The organism is Neisseria sp. DTU_2020_1000833_1_SI_GRL_NUU_006, assembly GCA_032388755.1.
GTDB lineage: Bacteria > Pseudomonadota > Gammaproteobacteria > Burkholderiales > Neisseriaceae > Neisseria > Neisseria sicca_C.
Genome location: CP135593.1, coordinates 2,292,109 through 2,318,151, shown reverse-complemented (window position 1 = coordinate 2,318,151; position 26,043 = coordinate 2,292,109). Strand labels below are relative to the sequence as shown.

Here is a 26,043-nt window from a genome sequence, read left to right as displayed (position 1 = left end):
TCTTTATCTCCCTAAACCTATGAAAACCGGTCTTCTGAAAACCGAAAAAGGGTTTTCAGACGACCTTTTTATCCGGTTCCTGTGCTGCGGCAGGCACGACCGTATCCGCTTGCGGCAAACGGTGCAGTTTGTACCAATCATACAGCCGCTTCAGACACAATAAGGCAATCAGCGGCATACAAAATGCGCTGACCAAATAGCGCGGGTTGCCGAAATTGAACACGGGATGCCCTGCCGCAGCGGAAATCAGCGCATTGCCCCATTCCCACAGCGACGGCACGCTGAATGCCAATACCGCCAGCAGCCCCAACGTGCGGAAAATGCCGATGGGCAGGATACGGCGTTTTAAAACCGTACCGTTAAGTTGGAGCAGAGTCAGCAGTCCGAAGCCGATAATAACCATCATGCCGCCGTTGGCAATAATTTGCAGGCTGTTGAACGCAATGTCGGGCGTAACGGCAAGCCCTCCGTCAGAAGGCGTGCTTTGCTGCAAATTAAGCCCTTGCGAGATATTGAGGACAAAGCCGTAAACCATGTCGGCTAAGACGATGAAAATAGGCAACGAGGTGATCAGTTTTTTCATGGCAGTTGTGTGATGGGAAGTGGTAGCGGCATTTTTACCGAAATGCGGCTTATGGTAAAACAGCGGGCGGAGGGAGGCAATAGCGCCGCCGTCTCTCTTCCGATTATGCCGTTCGTTATTCGGGCATGTTAAACCATATGGTTTACGTTACAATCATATTGTCTTAAGACAATACCGCACAGCGCTTTCAGACGACCTTATTCTGCCACCGACAGGAATCTTTATGCACGCATCCGTCCTCAGCCGTTTTGCACCGGCTTTATACATTCTGATGTTTTTTGCCGGTTTTCTAACCGCCTGCGTCTGGTTTAACCCCCAAGACTATCTCGCCGACCTTACCCCTGTCATCACGGCATTTTGCGCCATCGCGCTGGTTTGGCTTGCGTGGGCTGTCGCCTCGGTCAGAATCAAGGCAAAAAGCGAAATGCAGCATCGGGAAAAACTGATGCAGCGTGAAAGCGTCCACCCCGTCCTGCATGCCGCCATCCGTCCGGTAGAAGACAAACCCGGCATGATTGCCTTCGTTATCCGCAATCACGGCAAAGGCATGGCGAAAAACATCCGCCTGAAAGCCACCGCTATTTCTAACCACCCTTCCGCTTCGGCTGTCGCCGCCGCGCTGGCACGGCTGCCGGTATTTGCCGAAGGAGCGGACATGCTGGCGGCAGACGAAATTTACGCAGGTATTTTCGCCGACATCCACACCCTTGCCAAAGCAGGAGAATTCGGCGGAATCGTCCGCGTGGACGCCGACTGTGAAAATGTTTTCAGCGATGCCTGTACCTCGCAGACGGATTTGGACGTCAGCCTGCTGAAACAGGTCGGTATAATTGAAATACCCCGCAAAAAACTGCTGTATTGAACATGAGGCAATAACCCGCTCCGGCAAGCCATCGCCCCGCATTCCGCATGACGACACTGCATATTGAGAAAAGGTCGTCTGAAAACCCGTTTCCAAGTTTTCAGACGACCTCTTGTTTATCTGTCGTTTGCGTGTCGATTATTTAACGCGCAACACTTCCAGCGTATTGGTCGAACCGGATTCGCGCATTTGCGAACCGCTGGTGATGATGTATTGGTCGCCGGAGCTTAAGATTTTATGTTCGACCAACATGGCTTCCACTTCGTTCAGCGCGGTATCGTGGTCGGTGCTGGTCGCCAGAATCATCGGGCGCACGCCGCGGTACATCGCCATACGGCGTTGGGCGGAAATGCTCGGGGTCAGAGCGAAAATCGGCAAGGTGATGTTGTGGCGGCTGACTTCGAAGGCGGTCGAACCGCTTTCAGTCAGGGCGACGATGGCTTTGGCGTGAACCGCGCGCGCCACGCTGACCGCGCCGCCGGCAATCGCCAAGTTGGTGCTGACGGCTTCGGGATAATCGACCTGTTCGGCAACGCCGTTGAGCGAATCTTGTTCTTTTTCCGCAGCCGCGCAAATAATCGCCATTTGGCTGACGGTTTCAAACGGATACGCGCCGACGGCGGTTTCGGCGGAACACATCACCGCATCGGTGCCGTCCAATACTGCGTTTGCCACGTCGCTGACTTCCGCGCGGGTCGGTACGGGGTTGGTGATCATGGATTCCATCATTTGGGTTGCCGTAATGCTGAAGCGGCGCAATTCGCGTGCGCGGCGGATCATGCGTTTTTGCAGGGCGGGGACAGCTGCGTGTCCGACTTCGACCGCCAAGTCGCCGCGCGCCACCATGATACCGTCGCTGGCGAGGATGATTTCGTCCAAGTTTTCAATCGCTTCCACACGTTCGATTTTGGAAACCAAGCCGGGGCGAACCGCAGTGCTGCCTTTCATTTCTTCTTCGACTTTGGCGCGGGCAGTGTGCAAATCTTCGGCGGATTTTACAAAGCTGATGGCGAGGTAGTCGCAACCGATGGCAATCGCGGTTTTCAGGTCGCGGAAGTCTTTCTCGGTCAACGCGCCTGCGGACAAACCGCCGCCGCGTTTATTGATGCCTTTGTTGCTTTTCAACACATGGCTGTTTTCAACTTTAGTAACAATCTTACTGCCTTCAACGGATTCCACGGTCAAAGTCAGCAAACCGTCGTCCAACCACAAAACATCGCCTGCAACGACATCATCAGGCAGGTCGCGGTAGTCCAAACCGACCGTGTCGCGCGTGCCTTCGCCTTCGAGCGCGGCATCAAGAACCAGCGTTTCGCCTTTGTTCAATTCGATGCTGCCGCCGGCGATTTTGCCGACACGGATTTTCGGACCTTGCAAGTCGGCGAGGATGGCGATTTCCTGTCCTGCGCGTTTTGCCGCTTCACGCACGATGCGGGCATTTTCCTGATGGAATTCAGGCGTGCCGTGGCTGAAATTGAAACGGACGACATTCAGACCGCCTACACGGATCATGTCTTCCAACAACTGGACATTGTTGCTGCCCGGCCCCAACGTAGCGACGATTTTGGTGTTGTGGCTGATGCGGGTTACATCGCGTTTTGCATTACTCATGTGAAGCGTCCTTTCGGTCAATCCGTTGATAAATGGCATACGGCTTTGTTGGAAAATTACAAAATAGCGTCCCAACGTCGTCTGAAACTGTAAATCTAAAACTTACGTCGAGACATCCAAGCCGTAAATCATGATGCAAATTAATATTTTGGGATTTTACTCTCAAAGTTAAATGATTGGTGGAAAATTACAGGATTTTATGACTTAGGCTAAATTTGGCAGGCTTATACAGATTCTGGAAAAACAAACTGTTCTTCTACAACTTTAAAGCCTGCTTTCAGACGACCTCAGCCCGTTTTGGGTTTATAATTTCCTTTTTCCCAACTGATTTCCCCGTTTACCATGATCGATTTAGAAACCAAACGCCTTGAAACCCAAGCCATGCTTGATAATGCCGAGCTTTTGTTCGACCAAGACCAATGCCGTGCCGCGCTGCAAAAAGTGGCGGACGAGATTACGCGCGACTTGGGGGACAAATATCCGCTCCTGCTGCCTGTGATGGGCGGGGCGGTGGTGTTTACGGGGCAGTTGCTGCCGCTGTTGCGCTTTCCGTTGGACTTTGATTATGTTCATGTTTCCCGTTACGGCGACAAGCTGGCGGGCGGCGCGTTCAACTGGAAACGGATGCCCGACCCGGAGCAGATTCGGGGGCGTCATGTGGTCGTGTTGGACGATATTTTGGACGAGGGACACACGATGTCGGCGATTCAGTCCAAGCTCTTGGAAATGGGGGCGGCAAGCTGCCGTGCGGCTGTGTTTGCCAACAAGTTGATCGACAAGGAAAAACCGACCAAGGCGGATTATGTCGGACTGGATGTTCCCAACCGCTACGTCTTCGGCTACGGTATGGACGCGGCGGGCTGCTGGCGCAATTTGGGCGAGATTTACGCGCTCAACCAAGGCTGATGCCGAGTTAAAAAAGGTCGTCTGAAAACCTTTTCAGACGACCTTTGTGCCACCATATCGCGCTATGTGGCGGGTGAACGGACGATACCTTCGCCCACACCGGCCGAATAAAATCATCAGGGAACACATTATGATCAACCTTTTAATCATTACCCACGAGGCAGTAGGCGAAGCCTACCGCAGCCTGACCCATCATTTCTTTCCGACGGGAATGCCGGAAAACATCCGCATCCTCGGCGTAGAGCCCGACGAAGACCAAACCGACATCATCAACAATGCCATCGCCGCGCTGCAAGAGTTTCCTGAAAACCACGGCGTATTGATTATGACCGACATCTTCGGCGCGACGCCGTGCAATGCCGCCCGCAGGCTGGTGCGCGCGGGCAAGTCCGCCATTCTGACCGGACTGAACGCGCCGATGATGATTAAAGCGACCCAATACTCGCCTATGGCGGAAGATCTTGCCGCCTTTACTGAAACGGTCAGGGAAGCCGCCGTCAAAGGCATTTTCGCCATCACTGCCGAACCGGAAGATTTAGTGTGCAAACAGCACGCCGAAGCCGTCTAACCCGACCGACACGTTCTCAGACGACCCCGCACACCCGAAAGCCGAACATGCAAAAACAACAAATCGAAATCATCAACAAACTCGGACTCCACGCCCGCGCTTCCAGCAAATTCACCCAAACCGCCTCTCAGTTTCAAAGCGAAGTCTGGGTAACGAAAAACGGAAGCCGCGTCAATGGCAAAAGCATCATGGGCTTAATGATGCTCGCCGCCGCCAAAGGTACAATCATCGAGCTGGAAACCGACGGCTTGGACGAAGTCGCCGCCATGAAGGCATTGACCGACTTAATCAACGACTACTTCGGCGAGGGCGAATAATGAGTATCGTGCTGCACGGTGTCGCCGCGGGCAAAGGCATCGCCATCGGACAAGCCCACCTGATTACGCGCGGGACGGCGGAAGTGCCGCAATATGACGTTTCAGACGACCTCATCGACGCCGAAGCCGCCCGTTTCGACGCCGCCATCAAAGCCACGCGCAAAGAGTTGGAACAGTTGCGCAGCGCGATTCCCGAAAACGCCCCGACCGAATTGGGCGCGTTTATTTCGCTGCACCTCATGCTGCTGACCGACGTTACCCTCTCGCGCGAACCCGTCGATATTTTGAAAGAACAAAAAATCAACGCCGAATGGGCGTTGAAACAACAAAGCGACAAGCTCGCCGCCCAGTTCGACAGCATCGAAGACGACTACCTGCGCGAACGCAAACAAGACATGCTGCAAGTCGTCCGCCGCATCCACAACAACCTCGTCGGACAAAGCAACGACTTAAACCTCAACGAAGGCTTGTTTGAAGACACCATCCTGATTGCCCACGACCTCTCGCCCGCCGACACCGTCCTCTTCAAAGAGCAGCGCATCACCGCTTTCGTTACCGACGTCGGCGGCCCGACCAGCCACACCGCCATCTTAGGCCGCAGCCTCGACATCCCTTCCGTCATCGGGCTGCACAACGCCCGTAGGCTCATTACCGAAAACGAAACCGTTATCGTCGACGGCATCAACGGCGTCCTTATCATCGATCCGGACGAAGTCGTCCTCAACGAATACCGCCGCCTCGCCCGCGAATACCGCCTCCACAAGCGCGAACTCAACAAGCTCAAAAAAACCGCCGCCACCACCGCCGACGGCATCAACATCGAGCTGCTCGCCAACATCGAATCCGCCGAAGACATCAAAGCCCTGCACAATTTCGGCGCAGACGGCGTCGGACTCTTCCGCAGCGAATTCCTCTATCTCAACCGCGACACCATGCCGTCTGAAGACGAGCAGTACGAAGTGTACAGCGCGATTGTGAAAAAAATGAAAGGCAAAAGCATCACCATCCGCACCGTCGATTTGGGCGTGGACAAAAACCCCCGCTGGTTCGGTCAAAATTCTACCCCCAACGGCAGCCTCAACCCCGCGCTCGGTCTCACCGGCATCCGCCTGTGCCTCGCCGAACCCGTCATGTTCCGCACCCAAATGCGCGCCATCCTCCGCGCCGCCGCCCACGGCCCCGTGCGCATGATGTGGCCGATGATTACCTCCTTGTCCGAAGTGCGCCAATGCCTTATCCACCTCGACACCGCCCAACGCCAACTCGCCGAACGCGGCGAAACCTTTGGCACGGTCAGCGTCGGCTGCATGATTGAAATCCCGTCCGCCGCCCTGACCGTCGGCAGCATCCTCAAACTCGTCGATTTCATCTCCATCGGCACCAACGACCTGATTCAATACATCTTGTCCGTCGATCGCGGCGACGACAGCGTCAGCCACCTCTACCAGCCCGGTCACCCCGCCGTCCTCAAAATGCTGCAACACATCATCCGCACCGCCAACCGCATGGAAAAAAGCGTCTCCATATGCGGCGAAATGGCAGGCGACACCACCTACACGCGGATGCTGCTGGGCATGGGGCTGCGCCGTTTCTCCATGAACCCCAACAACCTGCTCCCCGTCAAAAACATCATCCTGCACAGCAACACCGCCCTGCTCGAAACCGAAACCGCCAAAATCCTCCGCAGCGAAGATTCGGAAAAGACCGAAAAGCTGCTGAAATTGCTCAACAGCGCGGAACACGAAGAAGAGCGGCAGGAAGAAGACAGCCCGATAGCGCAGGCGTAAACAGGTTTTCTATAAACCAAAAGGTCGTCTGAAAACCGAAGTTGGTTTTCAGACGACCTTTTTATCGAATCTGAATCAGCCCCCATATCGTCATGCCCGTGCAGGAAGGAATCCGCACCTAGCTTTTTAGGAATGTTTAAAGATTGATCGAATTTCAAGACTCTCAATTTCCGTCTTTACCCAGCCTTTTATATCGCGCACCAAACCCAATCCCTCGCACCGTCATTCCCGCGCAGGCGGGAATCCAGACCTCAACTTTTTAAGAAATATTTAAAGATTGCCAAGGTTTCAAGCCTCTGGCTTACGTTGCAGATCATCCTTAATATAGTGGATTAACTTTAAACCAGTACGGCGTTGCGTTGCGTTGCGTTGCGTTGCGTTGCGTTGCGTTGCCTCGCCTTGCCGTACTATCTGTACTGTCTGTGGCTTCTTCGCCTTGTCCTTATTTAAATTTAATCCACTATATTTCCAAAACGGCAAAGGTCGTCTGAAAATTTTCAGACGACCTTTGCTATAATCACTCCCTTTGTTTTATTTGAAATTTTTCCAACGCCATGCCCCATCCCGACTTCTCCCAAACCCTCTCCAAAGACCGCCACTTTCTACGTTCCGCCTTCAAAAATCCCAACAAATACGGCGGTTTGTCCAAAGTCGAAGAAAAATACCGAAAATCGCACGAAATCTTTTTGAAGCGTTTGGCAGCATTGCCCAAACCCGAATTCGACAACACCCTGCCCGTTCACGAAAAGCTCGAGGAAATCAAAAAAGCCATTGCCGAGAATCAGGTAACGATTATTTGCGGCGAAACCGGTTCGGGCAAAACCACGCAGTTGCCCAAGATTTGTCTGGAACTCGGGCGCGGGGCGGCGGGTTTGATCGGGCATACCCAGCCGCGCCGTTTGGCTGCGCGCTCAGTGGCGGAGCGGATTGCCGAAGAATTGAAATCGGAAATCGGCAGCACGGTCGGCTATAAAGTGCGCTTTACCGACCACACCTCGCGCGATGCCTGCGTCAAACTGATGACCGACGGCATCCTGCTGGCAGAAACCCAGACCGACCGTTATCTCGCCGCCTACGACACAATTATCATCGACGAAGCGCACGAACGCAGCCTGAACATTGACTTTCTACTGGGCTACCTGAAACAGCTACTGCCACGCCGACCCGACTTGAAAATCATCATCACCTCGGCAACCATAGACGCAGAACGCTTCTCCCAACACTTCAACGGCGCGCCCGTGCTGGAAGTGAGCGGGCGCACCTATTCCGTCGAAATCCTCTACCGCCCGCTGACCAGCAAAGACGAAGACGACGCAGAAGTAGAGCTGACCGACGCGATTGTCGATGCGGCGGACGAATTGGCGCGACACGGCGAAGGCGATATTTTGGTGTTCCTGCCGGGCGAACGCGAAATCCGCGAAGCCGCCGAAGCCCTGCGCAAATCCACGCTGCGCCGCAACGACGAAATCCTGCCCCTGTTCGCACGCCTGTCGCACGCCGAGCAGCACAAAATCTTACACCCTTCAGGCGCGAAGCGCCGCATCGTGTTGGCGACCAACGTCGCCGAAACCTCGCTCACCGTGCCAGGCATCAAATACGTCATCGACACCGGCCTCGCGCGCGTCAAACGCTATTCCGCACGGGCGAAAGTGGAGCAGCTTCATGTCGAAAAAATCTCCCAAGCCGCCGCCCGCCAACGCTCCGGACGCTGCGGACGCGTCTCCGCAGGCGTGTGTATCCGACTGTTTTCAGAAGAAGATTTCAACAGCCGCACCGAGTTCACCGACCCCGAAATCGTCCGCAGCAACCTCGCCGCCGTCATCCTGCGCATGGCGGCGTTGAAACTGGGCGACGTAGCGGCATTCCCGTTTTTGGAAATGCCCGATTCGCGGTATATCAATGACGGGTTTCAGGTGTTGTTGGAATTGGGGGCGGTTAATGAACACAACGGACTGACCAAACTCGGCGAACAAATGGCGCGCCTGCCCATCGACCCGAAAATCGCGCGTATTTTGTTGGCGGCGAAGAAGCACGACTGCATGGCGGAAATATTGGTGATTGCCTCCGCGCTGTCGATTCAAGACCCGCGCGAGCGGCCGCTGGAGGCGCGCGATGCCGCTGCCAAGGCGCACGAGCGTTTTACCGACAAGCAGTCCGATTTCCTTGCCTACCTGAACATTTGGGACAGCTTACAGCGCGAGCGCGATAAAGGCTTGTCCAACAAGCAGTTAGTGCAGTGGTGCCGCCAATATTTCCTGTCGCACCTGCGGATGCGCGAATGGCGCGAGCTGCACCACCAGCTTGCCCAAACCGCGATTGAAATGGGTTTGACCACCAAGGAAGCGGCTTTCAGACGACCTCCCGAAGTCAAGCAACTTACGTCGTCTGAAAATGCGGGCGACCAAGACCTATCCGCCAAACTCAAACAAAAACAACTGGATAAGAAACAACACCGCGCCCAAATCCGCGCTGCCAAAGAAGCGGGCTACGAACAAATCCACCGCGCCCTGCTCACCGGCCTCATCGCCAACGTCGGCATGAAATCGCCCGACGGCAACGACTACACCGGCGCACGCGGCAGCCGCTTCCACCTTTTCCCCGCCTCCGCCCTGTTCAAAGCCAAACCCAAATGGGTGATGGCGGCAGAACTCGTTGAAACAACGAAACTTTATGCCCGCGATGTGGCCGCCATCCAGCCCGAATGGATCGAGCAGGAAGCGCCGCACCTCGTCCGCTACCACTATTTCGAGCCGCACTGGGAACAAAAACGCGGCGAAGTCATCGCCAGCGAACGGGTAACGCTCTACGGCCTGACCGTCTTGCCGCGCCGCCCCGTGTCCTACGGCAGAATCGCTCCCGAAGAAGCGCGCGAAATCTTTATCCGCAGCGCGCTGGTGGCGCAGGAATGCGACTTGAAAGCGGACTTTTTTGTCCACAACAAAAAGCTGATTAAGGAAATTACCGAACTCGAACACAAATCGCGCAAGCAGGATGTACTGGTCGATGATGAAGCGCTGTTTGCGTTTTATCACGAACGGCTGCCCGAAATGGCATGGAAAGACGCGCAAGGCAGCGTTTGGGGAAGTGAAGATTCCGTACGGATTATTGAATCTGACAAAGCCGAAAGGTCGTCTGAAAACGAGCGAAGCGAATTTCGCCAAAACGAGCGTAATGGGTCGCGCCAAAATGAAAATCACGGCAACACCGTAGGTTGGGTTGAAAACCCAACATCCGCCGCAACCGCAAAAACCGTTGGGTTTGACAACACAACCTACGACGCCCAGCAACCCGCCCCCGTGGGGGAGGGTCGGGGAGAGGGCAAAACAGTTGCCGCCCAAACCAACTTTTCCGCAGCCACAGCAAGCCCTCTCCCACAGGAGAAGGAACGGGGTGCCGCAGCTTCAACACTTTCAGACGACCCCAAACCCAAAAAGCAGCCTGCACCTCAAAAAGGCCGTCTGAAACCCCTCCCCCTCGCCGACATCCGCACCTTCCAAGCCTGGCTCAAAACTGCCGAGCGCGACAACCCGCGCCTGCTGTTCCTCAGCCGCGACGACCTCATGCAGCACGCCGCCGCACACATCACCGAAGAACAATTCCCCAAACACTGGCAAACCGCAGACGGCAAATTCAAACTCAGCTACCGCTTCGAGCCGCACCACCCGCTCGACGGCGTTACCCTCACCCTGCCGCTCACCGTGCTCAACCGCATCAGCCCCGCCGCCCTCGAATGGCTCGTGCCCGGCATGATACGCGAAAAAATCCAGCTACAAATCAAAGCACTGCCCAAGCAAATCCGCCGCATCTGCGTGCCCGTGCCCGAATTCATCACCCAATTTTTAAGCCAAAACCCCGACCGCAACGCCCCCATCCTGCCCCAACTCGCCCAAGCCATCGCCAAAACCGCAGGCGACATCCGCATACTGGAGCAAATCAACCAAGACGAATGGGCCGCGTTCAGGCTGCCCGAACACTGCTATTTCAACCTCCGCATCATCGACGACGGCGGACAAGAATTAGCCATGGGGCGCTATTTAATCCAAATCCAACAACAGCTTGGCAAAGCCGCCGCCACCACCTTCCGCGACAACACCCAAGAATTCGAGCGCGACAACGTTACCGCATGGGACATCGGCACCCTGCCCGAATCCATCAAATTCGCCCGCGGCAAACAACAGCTTACCGGCTACCTCGGCCTGCAAAAAGAAAAAGACGGCCGCATCGCCCTGCGCCTGTTCGACACATCTGCCGCCGCCGAACAAGCCCACCGATTAGGCGTGATTGAACTCATGAAACTACAACTAAAAGAACAAGTTAAAGACCTGAACAAAGGCATCCAAGGCTTTACCCAAGCCGCCATGCTGCTCAAACACATCAACGCCGACACCCTGCGCGACGACCTCACCCAAGCCGTCTGCGACCGCGCCTTTATCGGCGAAGACGAGCTGCCGCGCAACGAAAAAGCCTTCAAAGAGCAAATCAAACGCGCCCGCAGCCGCCTGCCCGCCGTCAAAGAAGCCCTCAGCCGCTACCTGCAGGAAACCGCCACCGCCTACGCCGAACTGAACGGCAAACTCGGCAAACACCCGCTCACCCATCTCCTGCGCCAACGCCTGCAAACCCTGCTCGCCGCCGGCTTCGCCACCCGCACCCCGTGGGCACAATGGCCGCGCCTCCCCATCTACCTCAAAGCCATGACCCTGCGCCTCGAAAAATACAGCGGCAACCCCGCCCGCGACGCAGCCCGCGAAGCCGATATTCAAGAACTGGAACAAATGTGGCAGGAAAAAACCGACAGCTTAGTGAAACAAGGACAACCCGTTTCAGACGACCTCGCCGCGTTTAAATGGATGATTGAAGAATTGAGAGTGTCGCTGTTCGCTCAGGAATTGAAGACACCGTATCCGGTGTCGGTGAAGAGGTTGCTGAAGGAGTGGGGAGTTATTACACAAAACTGCAAATCCACCTCACAAAAATGATTAGTTATTTTCTAATTTCTGCTTTACAGCCAATCCCACAACCTTTGCCAACTTACAGGGAACAGCATTCCCAATTTGAGTAAAAATTTTTGAGGCAGAACCCGTAAAACTATAATTTTTTGGGAACGTTTGAATCAGAATGGCCTCATCAATGGTTAAACGGCGCAATCGGGAAGGTGCTTCTTTGTAAGTAGGCTGATAATTACCAGTTAATAGTTGTTGGTGATATTCCTCAACCCAACTTGGTGAATCATCGTATAAATGATCCTCATCGATAATCGGTGTTCTATTTCCTCCCATACTTGCAGGAAGAGTGCTTGACCATCCATCCGGATTAAGTGGCCTACCTTGCCCATTAAATAGCATTCCAGCATAAGGAGAATTACGCAAAATAGGTTTCTCTGCTAATGTGATTTTAGCGTTGGTAATTCTCTTATTATTTGCTGACCCTGCCCTACCTAAATGTTTAATAGTATCCCTTAATGAAAGAGGCTTTTCATAATAGTCAAAAAAATCATTTATACTTATCTCAATGTTTATATCCTTAAATCCAATAAAAAAAGCTCTTTCCCTTGATTGAGGAACACCAAAATCTTTTGAATTTAAAATAATACAAAAAATATTATATCCAGCATTTTTTGATTTTATGTACAACTCATGCCGAACATCTTTAAATTTATCCAATGTTGCCAAAGACTTGACATTCTCCATAATAAATGCTTTTGGTTGGATTTTTTCTACAATGTCTACAAATGAAAAAATTAACTTGGAGCGCGGATCATTTAAATCCATTTTTCCAGCTACAGAAAAACCTTGGCATGGAGGCCCACCAAATACTACTCCTATATTTTTATTCGAATATTTATATAGTTCAATTTTTTGCTCCTCTATATCTCCCTGATATAGATTAATTTCTGGATTATTAAGTCTATATGTATTACAAGCGTCCTTATCTAATTCATTAGCAGCAACAACCTGAAACCCTGCCTGTGTCATTCCTATATCCATACCGCCAGCACCACTAAAAAGAGAAATAGCTCTCATATTACACCCTTAAAATATTCCAATTTTGAATATTTTAAATAATAAAGAACAATTTGTCTATCATGAGTAAATCCAAAACCATATACTCACCAGAGTACATTGAATTAATTGATATTTTAGCATCAGAAAGAAAGCGGCTCGACCTTTCTCAAGCAGAAGTTGCTGAGCAATTAGGGCTTCGTCAGACCGATATTTCAAAAATTGAGAATAAAGAACGCCGACTTGATGTGCTGGAGCTTAAAAAGCTTTTAAAAATTTACCGCGTCTCAAAGAACTCAAAACTAAGAATTGCCATTGAAAATTTTTTTATAAAAGATAATGAACATGAATACTCAAGCTAGGAATGCTAAAGTCAAAATATACATTGATCAACAACTAAAAATTTCTAATTCTTTATCTGAAAATGATTTTACCTGTTTAGAAAATTACGAAAATATAGCTATTATTCTTGATAATTTAATCAAATCAAAGGCAATGGGCTTCAGGGGTATCGTTGCAACGGCTATTGCTGGAATATATCTTGATATAACTTATGACCCAGAAAATAATTTTTATGCTTGCAACCCTCGTTCAATTTTTGAACATGGCGTTTTTTATGCATTTGTTGATAATAGCATACCATGTGGCAAATCTGATCCACTAAATGTTGCAAAAAATACTAACATCCTAGATAACAATTGGGCTTTAGGTAAACGCCCAGCTTCTGCTGCCAATGCAGTTGTTGATTTTTTAAAAGTTCTTAATTCTAACAAATATAATACCTTTACATATCAAAAAATAGTTTCATTTTTCTTTTTCAGGCTATCTCAATATGCAAAGGAAATTCAATCATTTCCAATATATACACCTAATAAAGAAAATTTGAATCAAAATTTTGCTTATAATTTATCTAGCTTTGTTATTTCAACTCCAGAATCAGGGGCGATACCGCAATTTGTAGTTTCAAGTATATTGAAATATATTTATGAAAACAGCCAAATTCATGTAATGGGTGGAAATGAAAGCGTATTTGGTACAAATACTACTTCTAAAAAACCTGCTGATGTATGGATTGAGAAAGATAATGAAATATTAAGTTTATATGAGGTAACAGTTAAAAAAATTGATTTAAAACGACTAGATGATTGCATACAATCCACATCTCACATAAACAATATTTGTAATATTCAGATTTATTTTATCTGCAATATACCCAAAGATGTCAATGAATTATCAAACTTTGAAAATGGGGTCTTCCACTATAAGGGCTTTATATTTAATTTTGTAGATATTCGCTCTTGGATTCAAAGTTCTTTATCGATTCTCAGTACATATCAACTGAATCGATTACTAGAAGATCTAACTTCTTTCATGTTAGACCGAAATAGACCACTAACAACAAAAGCTGCGTGGAATAAGCTATTTAATTAAATCAATGCTTTAAACTACTGCTTATTACCCAAATTCGAAACCCGCGTGCGTGCCTGCGGGCACACACCCTACGCCACGATTTTGGGATATGATTTTTAAATTGTTTTTCGTCTTGAATAAAAAGGCCGTCTGAAAACACCACTCACAGTTTTTTCAGACGGCCTTGTCCTATCCCCACCGTGCTATGATTCGTTCCACCAATCTACCGAATCCAAACAAGGAGCCGCTGCCGTGATGCCGACCATTTCCGCCCGTCAAATCGTTTTCGCCATGTCGCCCGAGCATCCGCCGGTATTGCGGGTGGCCGACGGCAGTTGTGTGCGTTTTGAAACCTGCGATTGTTTTACCGACCAAATCCAAAGCCCCGGCGACACTTTGGGCGATTTGGATTGGAACCGCATCAATCCGGCCACCGGCCCGCTGTTTGTGGAAGGGGCGGAGCCGGGCGATACGCTGCGGGTGCATATCCGCCGCATCGAGTTGGGCAAGCAGGCGGTGTTGGCCACGGTACCGGGGGCGGGCGTGGCCGGCGGGCGTTTGGCGGAAAGTCGGGTGGATATCATGCCGGTGGAAGGTGAACATGTGGTGCTGTTCGACCGCGTGCGCGTGCCGGTGCGGCCGATGATCGGGGTAATCGGCACGGCGCCGGCGGAAGGGGCGGTAAGCTGCGGCACGCCCGATGCGCACGGCGGTAATATGGACACGAAAATCATTACCGTCGGCACCACTTTGCTGCTGCCGGTCAATGTGGCCGGCGCCCTGCTGGCGATGGGCGATTTGCATGCAGCGATGGGTGACGGCGAAGTGGGCGTTTCGGGCTTGGAAATCAGCGGCGCGGTGGAAGTGGACGTACGCGTCATCAAAGGCCGCCCGTATCCGCTGCCACTGGCCGTTACCGAAGAAGCGTGCTATACCCTTGCCTCGCACGCGGATTTGGACACGGCGGCGGAAACGGCCACGCTGATGGCCACCGATTTGCTGTGCGCCCACGGCGGTTTGGACACCAACCGGGCCATCGCCCTACAAAGCATCGCCGGCGATCTGCAAATCTGCCAAGTGGTCGACCCCCACAAAACCTGCCGCTTCGCCCTGCCTCGCACGGTGCTCGAGCAACTGGGCATCGAGCTGCCATAAGCCGTTGTTGGAACAGATTGCAACAGCGGTGCTTGTTGGGTTTGCAACCCAAGCTACACATTTTCCCCAAAAAGCAAGCCGTAGCCTGCATCAAACCGCGTGTGTGCCTTCGGACACACGCGGTCTTTCTAAACTACTACTCCCCTTTCCACCCAAACCAAAGGTCGTCTGAAACCCATTTTCAGACGACCTTTTGCCACTTTGCAAAACAAATCTTCCCGCCACCCTCTCCCCAAACGTCATCTAAACCAGTAAACTCCTCATGTTTCAACAACTTCTTGGAAGCAAACCATGTCCGGTATCTACCTACCCCGCCTATTCCCGCACCACATCGCCGAACGCGGACTGCTGTATTTTCAGCAGGGCAAGGTTCGCGATGTCCAAAAAACTTCCACCGGGCGGTATCGGGCGAAGGTGTGCGGTTCGGAAAACTATTCGGTATGGCTGAAGCTGGATAGTGATTTGTACATTAAGGACGGGGGCTGCGATTGTCCTCATGGCGGGGCGTGCAAGCATATGGCGGCGTTGTGGTATGCGGTGCGCGCTCAAACGCCGGACGGGCAGCCTGACGAATCTGACGCGCAGCAGCCTAAAAAGGGCGGCAATCCGTATCGGCAGCAGCTCTCCCAAATCTTTTCCCGAACCCGATATTATGATTACTACGAAGCCGCTGATTTGGGCTTCAGGCTGCAAAACTGGTTGGAAGATGTGGCGCAGGAGGGGACGGCGGCGTTGCAACAGGCTTTGCCTCTGTTGATACCGCGTTTGCAGGATGCTTTTGAAAAGGCGGACGATTCGGACGGTATGTTGGGCGATGCTATGTATATGGCACTCGACCTGCTGGAAGAGGCGGTCATGGAAAATGTCCCAAAGCGTTTAATCAATTTTTTGGACAAATGTTTGGACGACAGCCGCTATTTTGATTTCTCCGAGGCAGGCAATAAAATCTACCAAATCCGCGCCCGAATCTGGCGACTGCGCGGCGAATGGCAGGCGTGGCAAGATTATGTGGCTAAACGTTTGGCTGCTACCGAGTCGGGTTGGGAACATGAATTTTGGGCATTCGAGGGTTGGCAGGTTTTGCAGGCGAAGGACGATTCTGCTGCCGCGCAGGATTATTTCAGACGACATCTGCACCTGCCGCAATTCATACAAATCGCGGTAGAACAAGCTGTCGGGCAGCAAGATTGGGCGGAAGCGGAACGCCTCTTGCGCGAAGGCATCAGCATTGCCGAAGATGAAGGAACCCCCGGCACAGCGCACAAATGGAAGCTGCAATTGTTTGATGTATTGAAGGAAACCGGCAAAGATTTCCGCGAAATCGCAGCGGATTTGGCGTTTTCCACCAGCCTTTCATTGCCGCATTACGAGGCATGGAAAGCCACGTTTTCCGCCGCCGAATGGCTGCATGAATTCAACCGCCTGCTTGAGCGCTTGTCGGGTCAATATTCGCTGCAAGCTGAAATATTGGAGCATGAACAGGAATTCGACCGGCTGCTCGCCCTATTGCAGCAACACCTTTCGTTGTACATGATGGAACGTTTTGCCCCGTCTTTCCCCGAGCCGTATCACGATAAAATCGTAGCGTTCTACCTGAAAATCTTTGCGGCTGAAATCAATAAAGCAAGCAACCGTAAGCAATACCGCCAGCTCTTGAACCAATTAAAAGTCCTCCCTCGCCAATATTCCGCACAACGGCAGGCAATGGAAGACTTTGCCGACGAGATCAGGGAACGATATAGCGAAAAACCGCGCCGGCCTGCACTGTTGGAAGAATTGGATCGGGCGGGGTTTTAGGAAAAAGCTATTCATCTACACCCTTACGATGAATCTTTCCAAACAAGCCTGCAATCCTTACATATAGAAACCAGAAGCGTTGTTTACAGTATTTTCAGGGAAATACTGAAACAGGAACATCCACAAAAACACCTGCTTCATCCTATACCACCAAGCCATTTGGCAGGCCTACTCACAGGAAAAGGAAAGCGTTACCTCCCTAGCCCGCTGCTACCAAGTCAGCCGCGTCACCATCTACCACGCGTTTAAGGCCGTAAGGAGTAAGTCACAATATTGTAGAACCTGCCGAAGCGTTACATTGTCCTTTTCCCACTCTGAGCGACGGTAACAAGATCGGTTCAACAAACAAAAACGCCCGCTCCCTTCCGGGATTGGACGTTTTTTAGTTTTGCCATCGTATTCACCTTCAATTCCATGAATACGCAAATAAGGCTATTTTTTAGGTGCCGGGACGGCGTTTTTAGCTTTTGGGTTTGCGGGTGCGGGCGCGACGGTTGCTTCGGCCTTCAGTTTGGAGAAGATGCCCTCGCCGATGCCTTTGACGTTTTTGAGCTCCTCCACCGATTTGAAGCCACCGTGCTGCTGGCGGTAGTCCGCAATGGCTTTCGCTTTGGCCGGACCGATGCCGGGCAGGGCTTCCAATTCGGACGGGGAAGCGGTGTTGATGTTGACGGCTGCCAGCGACAGCGAGGCGGTCAAAACGGAGAGTGCGGCAAAGAGGAATTTTTTCATAAGGACGTTTTCCTATCGTTTCGTTAATATGGACGGCAACGCCCGGAATGCGTTACCACTGTATATCTTATTATCATATCCTTTCCATTATTTCAACTCAAACAATTTTAAATATTTCCAACCTTACTATCTCCAAATGTATTGATTCCGCAACATCTGCTAGCCCGCCTCAATTTCGGAGCGTACCCGCCCGCATCATCAAGCGTCCATCCTTCTGCAACCGGAGCATTCGGCGTATCACCCCATTTTGCCCACCGCCGCCATACAAGGCAGGGATGTCCGGTTCGCCAAACCCGTCAACGATACAAAGTAAAAGCCCCCGACATCTGTCGGGGGCTTAGGATAGGTGTTTGGCAGTGACCTACTTTCGCATGGAAGAACCACACTATCATCGGCGCTGAGTCGTTTCACGGTCCTGTTCGGGATGGGAAGGCGTGGGACCAACTCGCTATGGCCGCCAAACTTAAACTGTACAAATCGGCAAAGCCTCAATCAATATATCCGGTGATGACTGAATCAGTCAGTAAGCTTTTTATTTGAAGTTCTTCAAATGATAGAGTCAAGCCTCACGAGCAATTAGTATGGGTCAGCTTCACGCGTTACCGCGCTTCCACACCCCACCTATCAACGTCCTGGTCTCGAACGACTCTTTAGTGCGGTCAAACCGCAAGGGAAGTCTCATCTTCAGGCGAGTTTCGCGCTTAGATGCTTTCAGCGCTTATCTCTTCCGAACTTAGCTACCCGGCTATGCAACTGGCGTTACAACCGGTACACCAGAGGTTCGTCCACTCCGGTCCTCTCGTACTAGGAGCAGCCCCCGTCAAACTTCCAACGCCCACTGCAGATAGGGACCAAACTGTCTCACGACGTTTTAAACCCAGCTCACGTACCACTTTAAATGGCGAACAGCCATACCCTTGGGACCGACTACAGCCCCAGGATGTGATGAGCCGACATCGAGGTGCCAAACTCCGCCGTCGATATGAACTCTTGGGCGGAATCAGCCTGTTATCCCCGGAGTACCTTTTATCCGTTGAGCGATGGCCCTTCCATACAGAACCACCGGATCACTATGTCCTGCTTTCGCACCTGCTCGACTTGTCGGTCTCGCAGTTAAGCTACCTTTTGCCATTGCACTATCAGTCCGATTTCCGACCGGACCTAGGTAACCTTCGAACTCCTCCGTTACTCTTTGGGAGGAGACCGCCCCAGTCAAACTGCCTACCATGCACGGTCCCCGACCCGGATTACGGGTCTGGGTTAGAACCTCAAAGACACCAGGGTGGTATTTCAAGGACGGCTCCACAGAGACTGGCGTCTCTGCTTCTAAGCCTCCCACCTATCCTACACAAGTGACTTCAAAGTCCAATGCAAAGCTACAGTAAAGGTTCACGGGGTCTTTCCGTCTAGCAGCGGGTAGATTGCATCTTCACAACCACTTCAACTTCGCTGAGTCTCGGGAGGAGACAGTGTGGCCATCGTTACGCCATTCGTGCGGGTCGGAACTTACCCGACAAGGAATTTCGCTACCTTAGGACCGTTATAGTTACGGCCGCCGTTTACTGGGGCTTCGATCCGATGCTCTCACATCTTCAATTAACCTTCCAGCACCGGGCAGGCGTCACACCCTATACGTCCACTTTCGTGTTAGCAGAGTGCTGTGTTTTTAATAAACAGTCGCAGCCACCTATTCTCTGCGACCCTCCGAGGCTTACGGAGCAAGTCCTTAACCTTAGAGGGCATACCTTCTCCCGAAGTTACGGTATCAATTTGCCGAGTTCCTTCTCCCGAGTTCTCTCAAGCGCCTTAGAATTCTCATCCTGCCCACCTGTGTCGGTTTGCGGTACGGTTCGATTCAAACTGAAGCTTAGTGGCTTTTCCTGGAAGCGTGGTATCGGTTACTTCATGTCCGTAGACACTCGTCGTCACTTCTCGGTGTTAAGAAGACCCGGATTTGCCTAAGTCTTCCACCTACCGGCTTAAACAAGCTATTCCAACAGCTTGCTAACCTAACCTTCTCCGTCCCCACATCGCATTTGAATCAAGTACAGGAATATTAACCTGTTTCCCATCGACTACGCATTTCTGCCTCGCCTTAGGGGCCGACTCACCCTACGCCGATGAACGTTGCGTAGGAAACCTTGGGCTTTCGGCGAGCGGGCTTTTCACCCGCTTTATCGCTACTCATGTCAACATTCGCACTTCTGATACCTCCAGCACACTTTACAATGCACCTTCATCGGCCTACAGAACGCTCCCCTACCATGCCAGTAAACTGGCATCCGCAGCTTCGGTTATAGATTTGAGCCCCGTTACATCTTCCGCGCAGGACGACTCGACCAGTGAGCTATTACGCTTTCTTTAAATGATGGCTGCTTCTAAGCCAACATCCTGGCTGTCTGGGCCTTCCCACTTCGTTTACCACTTAATCTATCATTTGGGACCTTAGCTGGCGGTCTGGGTTGTTTCCCTCTTGACAACGGACGTTAGCACCCGCTGTCTGTCTCCCGAGAAACCACTTGATGGTATTCTTAGTTTGCCATGGGTTGGTAAGTTGCAATAACCCCCTAGCCATAACAGTGCTTTACCCCCATCAGTGTCTTGCTCGAGGCACTACCTAAATAGTTTTCGGGGAGAACCAGCTATCTCCGAGTTTGTTTAGCCTTTCACCCCTATCCACAGCTCATCCCCGCATTTTGCAACATGCGTGGGTTCGGTCCTCCAGTACCTGTTACGGCACCTTCAACCTGGCCATGGATAGATCACTCGGTTTCGGGTCTACACCCAGCAACTCTTCGCCCTATTAAGACTCGGTTTCCCTACGCCTCCCCTATTCGGTTAAGCTCGCTACTGAATGTAAGTCGTTGACCCATTATACAAAAGGTACGCAGTCACACCACAAGGGCGCTCCCACTGTTTGTATGCATCAGGTTTCAGGTTCTATTTCACTCCCCTCCCGGGGTTCTTTTCGCCTTTCCCTCACGGTACTGGTTCACTATCGGTCGATGATGAGTATTTAGCCTTGGAGGATGGTCCCCCCATATTCAGACAGGATTTCACGTGTCCCGCCCTACTTTTCGTACGCTTAGTACCACCGTTGAGATTTCGAATACGGGACTATCACCCACTATGGTCAAGCTTCCCAGCTTGTTCTTCTATCTCGACAGTTATTACGTACAGGCTCCTCCGCGTTCGCTCGCCACTACTTGCGGAATCTCGGTTGATTTCTTTTCCTCCGGGTACTTAGATGGTTCAGTTCTCCGGGTTCGCTTCTCTAAGTCTATGTATTCAACTTAGGATACTGCACAGAATGCAGTGGGTTTCCCCATTCGGACATCGCGGGATCATAGCTTTATTGCCAGCTCCCCCACGCTTTTCGCAGGCTTACACGTCCTTCATCGCCTATCATCGCCAAGGCATCCACCTGATGCACTTATTCACTTGACTCTATCATTTCAAGAACTTCTCTGACTTTGCCTGACATTCCGTTGACTAGAACATCAAACTTGAATTTCCTACTCTGATAAAGCTTACTGCTTGTTGTGTCTTAATCCCGCCTTTTGTCTTTCGGGATTAAGTCGATACAATCATCACCCAAATACTGTACCTGTTTTTCTTTTCCTGTTCGGGAGACAACTGACCGTTTGCAATCGGCCAATCATCAAAAACAGACACATTGTCTTTGTTTGTTGATTTCGGCTTTCCAATTTGTTAAAGATCGATGCGTTCAATATTGCTATTTACTTCGCAAATCAAAATGAGCTGATTATTATAGCAGCCTTTCTTTTTCCGTCAAACTGATTCGTCAGCAGACTTCTCTTTAGAAAAAAAGAAAGCAGTTACACTGCCTTTTTAACTCGCTTTGATTTGGAAAGTATTGGTGGAGGCAAACGGGATCGAACCGATGACCCCCTGCTTGCAAAGCAGGTGCTCTACCAACTGAGCTATGCCCCCGTTCTTGGTGGGTCTGGGAGGACTTGAACCTCCGACCCCACGCTTATCAAGCGTGTGCTCTAACCAGCTGAGCTACAAACCCGGATTCTCTTCTTAAGCGAACCTTGTCTTCACTCAAGCATTTTTCCGCATCTTCTACAGTTTACCGATAAGTGTGAATGCGACAGCCTCTTCTTTCTCTAGAAAGGAGGTGATCCAGCCGCAGGTTCCCCTACGGCTACCTTGTTACGACTTCACCCCAGTCATGAAGCATACCGTGGTAAGCGGGCTCCTTGCGGTTACCCTACCTACTTCTGGTATCCCCCACTCCCATGGTGTGACGGGCGGTGTGTACAAGACCCGGGAACGTATTCACCGCAGTATGCTGACCTGCGATTACTAGCGATTCCGACTTCATGCACTCGAGTTGCAGAGTGCAATCCGGACTACGATCGGTTTTGTGAGATTGGCTCCGCCTCGCGGCTTGGCTACCCTCTGTACCGACCATTGTATGACGTGTGAAGCCCTGGTCATAAGGGCCATGAGGACTTGACGTCATCCCCACCTTCCTCCGGCTTGTCACCGGCAGTCTCATTAGAGTGCCCAACTTAATGATGGCAACTAATGACAAGGGTTGCGCTCGTTGCGGGACTTAACCCAACATCTCACGACACGAGCTGACGACAGCCATGCAGCACCTGTGTTACGGCTCCCGAAGGCACCCCTCCGTCTCTGGAGGGTTCCGTACATGTCAAGACCAGGTAAGGTTCTTCGCGTTGCATCGAATTAATCCACATCATCCACCGCTTGTGCGGGTCCCCGTCAATTCCTTTGAGTTTTAATCTTGCGACCGTACTCCCCAGGCGGTCGATTTCACGCGTTAGCTTCGCTACTAAGCAGTCATGCTGCCCAACAGCTAATCGACATCGTTTAGGGCGTGGACTACCAGGGTATCTAATCCTGTTTGCTACCCACGCTTTCGGGCATGAACGTCAGTGTTATCCCAGGAGGCTGCCTTCGCCATCGGTATTCCTCCACATCTCTACGCATTTCACTGCTACACGTGGAATTCTACCTCCCTCTGACACACTCTAGTCACCCAGTTCAGAACGCAGTTCCCAGGTTGAGCCCGGGGATTTCACATCCTGCTTAAGTAACCGTCTGCGCCCGCTTTACGCCCAGTAATTCCGATTAACGCTCGCACCCTACGTATTACCGCGGCTGCTGGCACGTAGTTAGCCGGTGCTTATTCTTCAGGTACCGTCATCAGACAGGGGTATTAACCCCGCCCTTTTCTTCCCTGACAAAAGTCCTTTACAACCCGAAGGCCTTCTTCAGACACGCGGCATGGCTGGATCAGGCTTGCGCCCATTGTCCAAAATTCCCCACTGCTGCCTCCCGTAGGAGTCTGGGCCGTGTCTCAGTCCCAGTGTGGCGGATCATCCTCTCAGACCCGCTACTGATCGTCGCCTTGGTAGGCCTTTACCCCACCAACCAGCTAATCAGATATCGGCCGCTCAAACAGCGCAAGGCCAAATGGTCCCCTGCTTTCTTCCTCAGAATATATGCGGTATTAGCTAATCTTTCGATTAGTTATCCCCCACTGCTCGGTACGTTCCGATATGTTACTCACCCGTTCGCCACTCGCCACCCAAGAAGCAAGCTTCTCTGTGCTGCCGTCCGACTTGCATGTGTAAAGCATGCCGCCAGCGTTCAATCTGAGCCAGGATCAAACTCTTATGTTCAATCTCTAACTTTTTAACTTCTGGTCTGCTTCAAAGAAACCGACAGGACAATGTCTAAAACATCATCTTGTCTGTCTTTCAAACAGTGTGAGGCTGTCGCACTCACACTTATCGGTAATCTGTTTTGTTAAAGAGCGAAAACGAATTATAAAGCATTTCATCTCATTGTCAATCAAAACTTTTCTTAAAACCTCGAAAAATCAGACCAACTGTGATATACTTGCCTGTTCGTTCAATCACCGCCGAAGCAGCGAAGAACCGAACTATACCCCTCCCCTCAAAAACCGTCAACCCCCAAACCGCAAAAAATTCCAAAAAACCTGACAACAACCTGAAATACAAAGACTTTTATTTCAAAATATTCTCAAACCAAACTCAATCAACACCAAAGGTCGTCTGAAATCCCTTTCAGACGACCTTTGCTGTTTTCTTACTGTCTAATTCAATCAGCCGATTTCATTATACTTAGTCGGCAAACTGTTTTTTCATGCGTTCGCGGCGTTCTTGTGCTTCTACGGAAAGTGTCGCAGTCGGGCGGGCAAGGAGGCGTTTGAGGCCGATGGGCTCGCCGGTATCCGCGCAGAAGCCATAATCGCCTTCGTCGATGCTGCGGATGGTTGCTTGTACTTTACCTAGAAGTTTGCGCTCGCGGTCGCGGGTGCGCAGTTCCAGCGCGTACTCTTCTTCTTGAGTGGCGCGGTCGGCAGGATCGGGAGCCGATTCGTGTTCTTGCAGGTGGCCGGTGGTGGCAGATGCGTTTTCAATCAGTTCGTCTTGCATTTTTACCAGCAGTTCGCGGAAGAATGCCAACTGGTCGCTATTCATGTAATCTTCTTCCGGGCCGTCCCAATTCAAAATGTCTTGTTCTGTCAGCTTTGCCATAATTTTTCTTTCAATCTATTGCGGGAAACGAAATGCTACTCAAGTGGTTTATTTTATTGATTTCTTAGGACTTCTTTTCTCAAGCCCGTTTGGAAATGGCGGCATGATACCATGTTTTCACAGTCGTGTTTTTGATTTTCACTTTTTTGCATTTTGCTTACGTCATACTGCAAATTCTTAATGAACTCGCTGTCTATTGCAGTAGCCACAAGTTGATTTGGCGGGTAATTTGGGGCGATAGACTGCTTAACCAGATCCACAGTAATAATGCCAATATACTACCTGAAAAATCGTAGCGTCCGTACTTTAAAAACTGCACGGGAGAAAGTATGGGGCGATATATCCATTCCAACGCGACGGAAAGTTGGGAATAGGGATCTTTAATACTGAGCGCCATGCGGATAAACAACCCTATCAACAACACATAAGCTGCTGATTTAATTGTATTCAATATTGCCAGTATAAAATTGGCGATGATGATTTTTGCGCTGAATGCGGTAGGCTGCGCCACTAAAGTGATGAAGGTAAATACGATGTAATATAACAACAGTCCTGACAACAGGCAGGCTGGGTCGTATTTTTTAACCGGCAGAATTTTATGCAGCGGGTTGACCAGCCAATCGGTTGATCGCTTGCTGAACGCCAAGAGCGCATGATTTTCACTCAATCCCGCCGCTTGCAGGAAAAGACGTGCCAAACACAGGATAACGATGCCGTCGGCAAGCAATATCAATAAATCTCCGCGCATTTTCAGACGACCTTATATTGTTGTGCCATTTCCTGCGAACGCTTGACGCAGGCTTCAACGCCTTGGGCAATGGCTTCGGCGACGTGGCATGATTTGAACGTTTCGATGGCTTCGTGGGTGGTTCCGCCTTTGGAAGTAACGTTTTGTTGCAATCGCGCGAAGTCTTCGCCGCTTTGTTCTGCCAAGGCGACTGCGCCTTTGAACGTAGCGAGACTGAGGGCGCGGGCATCTTCTTCACTGAACCCTTGCGCCTGAGCGGCGGCTTGCAGCGCGCTAAGCAGGTAAAAGACGTAGGCGGGGCCGCTGCCGCTAATGCCTGTGATATTGTGCAACTTGTCTTCTTCGTCCAACCAAACGGTTAAACCGACGGAACGCATAATCCGGTCGGCGGCGGCACGGTCGGCTTCGGATACTTCGGCTTCGGCAAACATGCCGGATACGCCCAAACCGATTTTTCCCGGCGTATTGGGCATGGTACGGACGATGCGGCGCGTTCCGCCAAGGTAGCGGCTGAGGGTATCAATAGACAAACCGGCAGCGACGGATAGCACCAATGCGCCGTTGACACGAACGTTGCGGCACGCGGCTTCCATATCCTGCGGCTTGACGGCAAGAATCAAAACGTCGTCTGAAAGCAGTTCGGGCAGGGATTCGGAAACTTCGACATTCAATTCCTTTGCCAAACGCTCGCGTTTTTCCGCGCCGCGGTTGGCGATGTGGATGCGGTATCCGCCCTGCTTGACCAATCCGCCCGCAATGGCAGCTGCCATATTGCCGCCGCCTAAAAAGTAGATGTTCATAAATTTCCTTAATTTTTTAAATGAGATACATTTGCTGAGGTCGTCTGAAATGCCGTTTCCACCCAACCGGAAAAATTTCAGACGACCTTTTTACCAACGGACGCTTTCGGGCAACGATGTTCGGTATAAACCCTGTTTTTCCAAACAATCCAATCCTTATATATTGCCATCCCAAAGGGACGGCTAACAATATTTAACGCCCTTT

At 51.2% G+C, this 26,043-nt stretch carries 17 protein-coding genes, 2 tRNA genes, 3 rRNA genes and 1 pseudogene; 11 read left to right on the top strand and 12 right to left on the bottom strand.

Annotation, left to right across the window (positions count from 1 at the left end):
* Positions 1–55: 55 nt before the first annotated feature.
* Complete coding sequence (locus RSJ68_11330) at positions 56–583, bottom strand: hypothetical protein (GenBank protein ID WNU96982.1); 528 nt, start codon at positions 581–583, stop codon at positions 56–58.
* A 223-nt stretch (positions 584–806) separates the two neighbouring features.
* On the opposite strand from RSJ68_11330, the gene RSJ68_11325 reads away from it, so the two are divergent.
* Positions 807–1,445, top strand: a complete 639-nt coding sequence (locus tag RSJ68_11325; protein ID WNU96981.1) for a hypothetical protein — start codon at positions 807–809, stop codon at positions 1,443–1,445.
* Between the two features lie 138 nt (positions 1,446–1,583).
* On the opposite strand, the gene pyk is transcribed toward RSJ68_11325, so the two are convergent.
* Positions 1,584–3,056 carry a pyruvate kinase gene (gene pyk / locus RSJ68_11320; protein WNU96980.1) on the bottom strand — a complete coding sequence of 491 codons (1,473 nt, stop codon included), beginning with the start codon at positions 3,054–3,056 and terminating at the stop codon, positions 1,584–1,586.
* A gap of 342 nt (positions 3,057–3,398) precedes the next feature.
* Here pyk and RSJ68_11315 point away from each other — a divergent pair, with 342 nt between their 5' ends.
* The 5 genes from RSJ68_11315 to hrpA all read left to right on the top strand — a co-directional run bounded on the left by RSJ68_11315 (position 3,399) and on the right by hrpA (position 11,613).
* Positions 3,399–3,962 carry a hypoxanthine-guanine phosphoribosyltransferase gene (locus RSJ68_11315; protein WNU96979.1) on the top strand — a complete coding sequence of 188 codons (564 nt, stop codon included), beginning with the start codon at positions 3,399–3,401 and terminating at the stop codon, positions 3,960–3,962.
* Between the two features lie 130 nt (positions 3,963–4,092).
* Positions 4,093–4,530 (top strand): PTS sugar transporter subunit IIA, encoded by a 438-nt coding sequence (locus tag RSJ68_11310; protein ID WNU96978.1) that lies wholly within the window; start codon positions 4,093–4,095, stop codon positions 4,528–4,530.
* A 47-nt stretch (positions 4,531–4,577) separates the two neighbouring features.
* Positions 4,578–4,847, top strand: a complete 270-nt coding sequence (locus RSJ68_11305) for an HPr family phosphocarrier protein (protein WNU96977.1) — start codon at positions 4,578–4,580, stop codon at positions 4,845–4,847.
* On the top strand, positions 4,847–6,634 hold the full coding sequence (gene ptsP / locus RSJ68_11300; protein WNU96976.1) for a phosphoenolpyruvate--protein phosphotransferase: 1,788 nt from the start codon (positions 4,847–4,849) through the stop codon (positions 6,632–6,634). Before RSJ68_11305 ends, ptsP begins: the two co-directional genes overlap by 1 nt.
* A 554-nt stretch (positions 6,635–7,188) precedes the next feature.
* Complete coding sequence (gene hrpA / locus RSJ68_11295; GenBank protein ID WNU96975.1) at positions 7,189–11,613, top strand: ATP-dependent RNA helicase HrpA; 4,425 nt, start codon at positions 7,189–7,191, stop codon at positions 11,611–11,613.
* On the opposite strand, the gene dcm is transcribed toward hrpA, so the two are convergent.
* Complete coding sequence (gene dcm / locus RSJ68_11290) at positions 11,614–12,657, bottom strand: DNA (cytosine-5-)-methyltransferase (GenBank protein WNU96974.1); 1,044 nt, start codon at positions 12,655–12,657, stop codon at positions 11,614–11,616.
* Between the two features lie 62 nt (positions 12,658–12,719).
* Here dcm and RSJ68_11285 point away from each other — a divergent pair, with 62 nt between their 5' ends.
* The 5 genes and pseudogenes from RSJ68_11285 to RSJ68_11265 all read left to right on the top strand — a co-directional run bounded on the left by RSJ68_11285 (position 12,720) and on the right by RSJ68_11265 (position 17,257).
* Positions 12,720–12,998, top strand: a complete 279-nt coding sequence (locus tag RSJ68_11285; protein WNU96973.1) for a helix-turn-helix transcriptional regulator — start codon at positions 12,720–12,722, stop codon at positions 12,996–12,998.
* Positions 12,982–14,067: a hypothetical protein gene (locus tag RSJ68_11280; protein WNU96972.1), complete on the top strand. Its 1,086-nt coding sequence runs from the start codon at positions 12,982–12,984 to the stop codon at positions 14,065–14,067. Before RSJ68_11285 ends, RSJ68_11280 begins: the two co-directional genes overlap by 17 nt.
* A gap of 234 nt (positions 14,068–14,301) precedes the next feature.
* Positions 14,302–15,201 (top strand): acetamidase/formamidase family protein, encoded by a 900-nt coding sequence (locus tag RSJ68_11275; protein WNU96971.1) that lies wholly within the window; start codon positions 14,302–14,304, stop codon positions 15,199–15,201.
* 291 nt (positions 15,202–15,492) lie between these two features.
* Complete coding sequence (locus RSJ68_11270) at positions 15,493–16,998, top strand: hypothetical protein (GenBank protein ID WNU96970.1); 1,506 nt, start codon at positions 15,493–15,495, stop codon at positions 16,996–16,998.
* A 118-nt stretch (positions 16,999–17,116) separates the two neighbouring features.
* Positions 17,117–17,257: pseudogene (locus tag RSJ68_11265) on the top strand (IS481 family transposase).
* Between the two features lie 173 nt (positions 17,258–17,430).
* Here RSJ68_11265 and RSJ68_11260 read toward each other — a convergent pair.
* From RSJ68_11260 to proC, 9 genes are all read right to left on the bottom strand, one after another.
* Positions 17,431–17,730 carry a helix-hairpin-helix domain-containing protein gene (locus tag RSJ68_11260; GenBank protein ID WNU96969.1) on the bottom strand — a complete coding sequence of 100 codons (300 nt, stop codon included), beginning with the start codon at positions 17,728–17,730 and terminating at the stop codon, positions 17,431–17,433.
* A 348-nt stretch (positions 17,731–18,078) separates the two neighbouring features.
* Positions 18,079–18,192 (bottom strand): 5S ribosomal RNA (gene rrf, locus RSJ68_11255).
* 93 nt (positions 18,193–18,285) lie between these two features.
* Positions 18,286–21,177 (bottom strand): 23S ribosomal RNA (locus tag RSJ68_11250).
* Positions 21,178–21,608: 431 nt separating this feature from the next.
* Positions 21,609–21,684: transfer RNA gene (locus RSJ68_11245), tRNA-Ala, on the bottom strand.
* A 5-nt stretch (positions 21,685–21,689) separates the two neighbouring features.
* A tRNA-Ile gene (locus tag RSJ68_11240) sits at positions 21,690–21,766 on the bottom strand.
* 101 nt (positions 21,767–21,867) lie between these two features.
* Positions 21,868–23,408: ribosomal RNA gene (locus RSJ68_11235) — 16S ribosomal RNA — on the bottom strand.
* Together the 16S, 23S and 5S rRNA genes with 2 tRNA genes alongside form the textbook arrangement of a ribosomal RNA operon.
* A 465-nt stretch (positions 23,409–23,873) precedes the next feature.
* On the bottom strand, positions 23,874–24,290 hold the full coding sequence (gene dksA / locus RSJ68_11230; GenBank protein ID WNU96968.1) for an RNA polymerase-binding protein DksA: 417 nt from the start codon (positions 24,288–24,290) through the stop codon (positions 23,874–23,876).
* Between the two features lie 193 nt (positions 24,291–24,483).
* A complete protein-coding gene (locus RSJ68_11225; GenBank protein ID WNU96967.1) occupies positions 24,484–25,038 on the bottom strand; it encodes a YggT family protein in 555 nt (184 codons plus the stop codon).
* Positions 25,039–25,040: 2 nt separating this feature from the next.
* A complete protein-coding gene (proC, locus tag RSJ68_11220) occupies positions 25,041–25,838 on the bottom strand; it encodes a pyrroline-5-carboxylate reductase (GenBank protein ID WNU96966.1) in 798 nt (265 codons plus the stop codon).
* Positions 25,839–26,043 lie beyond the last annotated feature (205 nt).

Coding starts and splice junctions, on each gene's coding strand:
- RSJ68_11225 (WNU96967.1), bottom strand. CDS start 25,038: ATGCGCGGAGATTTATTGATATTGCTTGCCGACGGCATCGTTATCCTG.
- RSJ68_11310 (WNU96978.1), top strand. CDS start 4,093: ATGATCAACCTTTTAATCATTACCCACGAGGCAGTAGGCGAAGCCTAC.
- RSJ68_11325 (WNU96981.1), top strand. CDS start 807: ATGCACGCATCCGTCCTCAGCCGTTTTGCACCGGCTTTATACATTCTG.
- RSJ68_11305 (WNU96977.1), top strand. CDS start 4,578: ATGCAAAAACAACAAATCGAAATCATCAACAAACTCGGACTCCACGCC.
- RSJ68_11330 (WNU96982.1), bottom strand. CDS start 583: ATGAAAAAACTGATCACCTCGTTGCCTATTTTCATCGTCTTAGCCGAC.
- hrpA (WNU96975.1), top strand. CDS start 7,189: ATGCCCCATCCCGACTTCTCCCAAACCCTCTCCAAAGACCGCCACTTT.
- ptsP (WNU96976.1), top strand. CDS start 4,847: ATGAGTATCGTGCTGCACGGTGTCGCCGCGGGCAAAGGCATCGCCATC.
- dcm (WNU96974.1), bottom strand. CDS start 12,657: ATGAGAGCTATTTCTCTTTTTAGTGGTGCTGGCGGTATGGATATAGGA.
- RSJ68_11280 (WNU96972.1), top strand. CDS start 12,982: ATGAATACTCAAGCTAGGAATGCTAAAGTCAAAATATACATTGATCAA.
- RSJ68_11315 (WNU96979.1), top strand. CDS start 3,399: ATGATCGATTTAGAAACCAAACGCCTTGAAACCCAAGCCATGCTTGAT.
- pyk (WNU96980.1), bottom strand. CDS start 3,056: ATGAGTAATGCAAAACGCGATGTAACCCGCATCAGCCACAACACCAAA.
- dksA (WNU96968.1), bottom strand. CDS start 24,290: ATGGCAAAGCTGACAGAACAAGACATTTTGAATTGGGACGGCCCGGAA.
- RSJ68_11285 (WNU96973.1), top strand. CDS start 12,720: ATGAGTAAATCCAAAACCATATACTCACCAGAGTACATTGAATTAATT.
- RSJ68_11260 (WNU96969.1), bottom strand. CDS start 17,730: ATGAAAAAATTCCTCTTTGCCGCACTCTCCGTTTTGACCGCCTCGCTG.
- RSJ68_11270 (WNU96970.1), top strand. CDS start 15,493: ATGTCCGGTATCTACCTACCCCGCCTATTCCCGCACCACATCGCCGAA.
- proC (WNU96966.1), bottom strand. CDS start 25,838: ATGAACATCTACTTTTTAGGCGGCGGCAATATGGCAGCTGCCATTGCG.
- RSJ68_11275 (WNU96971.1), top strand. CDS start 14,302: ATGCCGACCATTTCCGCCCGTCAAATCGTTTTCGCCATGTCGCCCGAG.